The organism is Ligilactobacillus acidipiscis DSM 15836 (assembly GCF_001435755.1).
Classification (GTDB): domain Bacteria; phylum Bacillota; class Bacilli; order Lactobacillales; family Lactobacillaceae; genus Ligilactobacillus; species Ligilactobacillus acidipiscis.
This window is the reverse complement of sequence record NZ_AZFI01000241.1, coordinates 1-2,089: the sequence shown is the minus strand read 5'-3', so window position 1 is coordinate 2,089 and position 2,089 is coordinate 1. Positions and strand designations below refer to the sequence as shown.

The 2,089-nt window shown below is 47.9% G+C and carries 2 protein-coding genes; one reads left to right on the top strand and one right to left on the bottom strand.

Annotated elements, in window-relative coordinates; translation table 11 throughout:
• Nucleotides 1-2: 2 nt before the first annotated feature.
• Nucleotides 3-791, top strand: a complete 789-nt coding sequence (locus tag FC65_RS10325) for an MIP/aquaporin family protein (RefSeq protein ID WP_056972633.1) — start codon at nt 3-5, stop codon at nt 789-791.
• A gap of 123 nt (nt 792-914) precedes the next feature.
• Here FC65_RS10325 and FC65_RS10320 read toward each other — a convergent pair.
• Nucleotides 915-2,089, bottom strand: a 1,175-nt coding sequence (locus tag FC65_RS10320; protein ID WP_156408630.1) for a heavy metal translocating P-type ATPase, incomplete at its 5' end; no start/stop codon positions are given.

Below are 2,089 nucleotides of genomic sequence, written 5' to 3'. Positions count from 1 at the left end.
AGATGACAGGTTCATGGGAAGCACGCTACGCCGCTGAATTTTTTGGCACGCTGATCCTAGTACTACTAGGTAATGGTGCTGTCGCTAACGCATTCCTGAAGAACACGACTGGCAACGATGATCCAGGACTCGCCAATGGAGGATGGCTCCTGGTTGCATCGGGATATGGACTGGGGGTCATGCTCCCAGCCATGATGTTTGGCTCGATTTCTGGTAACCATTTAAACCCCGCGATTACGATTGGGCAAGCCGTGATTGGAATCTTTCCCTGGGCGCACGTTGCGCCTTACTTAATCTGGATCTGGCAATTTCTAGGAGCAATCGCAGGCCAATGCTTGATTTTGGCACTGTACTGGCCCCATTATCGGCAAACGACTGATAATGAGGCGGTCTTAGGGACGTTTGCAACTAGTGATCATGCGAACAGTCAGTTAAACGGTTTTGTTACGGAAATGGTAGGAACCGCAGTCCTGATTTTTGGTGCCATGGGATTATATCGCGGAATGTTTTTTCATCAAAATATCGATATCGCCAATATTGGCGTTGGACTTTTGATTGCTGCCATGGTTATTTCGTTAGGCGGTCCAACCGGTCCGGCCCTAAATCCGGCCCGTGACTTGGGACCACGGCTAGTACACGCGTTATTACCAGTACCGAACAAGGGTAGTTCTCACTGGGAATATAGTTGGGTTCCCGTGGTTGCCCCAATTGTTGGTGCCGTTATTGGAATTTGGATTTATAAGATCTTTTTTGGTTTGCAATCGCAATTAATTAACCGAGCGTATTTATGAAATTATTATTGGTCTATCATTTTTGATTGCATTATGCTAAAACGGTCCGCCGACTAGCTGGGGAAGACTAGTCGGCGGACCGTTATTGGTTGCTAGGCCTGTAACCAAGTTGAGGAGACTTGATTAAGATGTGGCTGCTTGAATGGTTTTAGTTGGTTGTTGTTTGTCGAACTTGGTTTGGAAATTGATTAACCGCATAGCGTTGAAGATAACGACTAAGATACTAGCTTCATGGACAAACATCCCACTGGCCATGTAGATATAACCGAAGATTAGCCCAATCAGTAGGAAGGCCACGGTGGCAATGGCGATGAAGATGTTTTCACGAGTGTTCGAGACAGTTTTCTTGGCGAGACCGTGGGCGTGTACTAATGCGGGGAAGCTTGATTGCATCAAGACGACATCGGATGTATCGATGGCAACGTCAGTCCCACTACCCATTGCGATTCCGATATCGGCGTTAGCGATTGAAGGACTGTCGTTGATGCCATCCCCAATAAAGGCGACCGTGTTACCGGCTGCTTTTAGTTTCTTAACGTATTCGACTTTTCCTTCTGGCAAGAGGTTGGCGTGAACTTCATCTAGGTTCAATTCGTTGGCAACGGCTTGAGCGGTGAGTTCATTGTCTCCAGTTAACATAACGAGTTTCTTGATTCCTTGGGCTTTTAATGCGGCGAGGGAGTCCTTCACGCCTGGACGAATCGTATCGGCAATCCCGAAGATGAGTTGAACTTGTCCGTCGACTGCCATGATAACGGTTGATTGACCACCAGCTTGTAAATCATTGAGATCTTTGAGTTGAGTAGGATTTAGTTTGATATTATGAGCCGTCAACATTTTTTGATTACCAATGACAACTTCTTGCTTACCGACTTGTGCACAGATTCCTTGCCCCTTAACGGTTCCAGTGTCATCTAGGACGGGAGCGACCCCCACTGACTGCTGGTCGGCATAACTGACGATTGCTTGGCCTAACGGATGGTCGGAAACGCCCTCAATAGCGGCAGCGAGAGCTAGTTGATTATCCGCACTGTTTGTGTAAGTGTGCATGGTTGTAACGGCAGTGTTACCTTCCGTTAAAGTACCGGTCTTATCGAAGACCAGGGTATCGACTTTGGCAAAAGTATCGACGACTTCACCACCCTTGATCAGGATACCACGCTTGGCACCATTCCCGATTCCGGCAACGTTTGACACTGGGGCGCCGATAACTAAGGCACCTGGGCAACCGAGAACCAGTACCGTGATTGCTAAGCGGAAGTCACGGGAGAAGGCGAAGACTAAGACTGCTAAAACGA

Bases quoted from the DNA above. Each gene is read 5' to 3' on its own strand.
- FC65_RS10325 (WP_056972633.1), top strand. From the start codon at position 3: ATGACAGGTTCATGGGAAGCACGCTACGCCGCTGAATTTTTTGGCACG.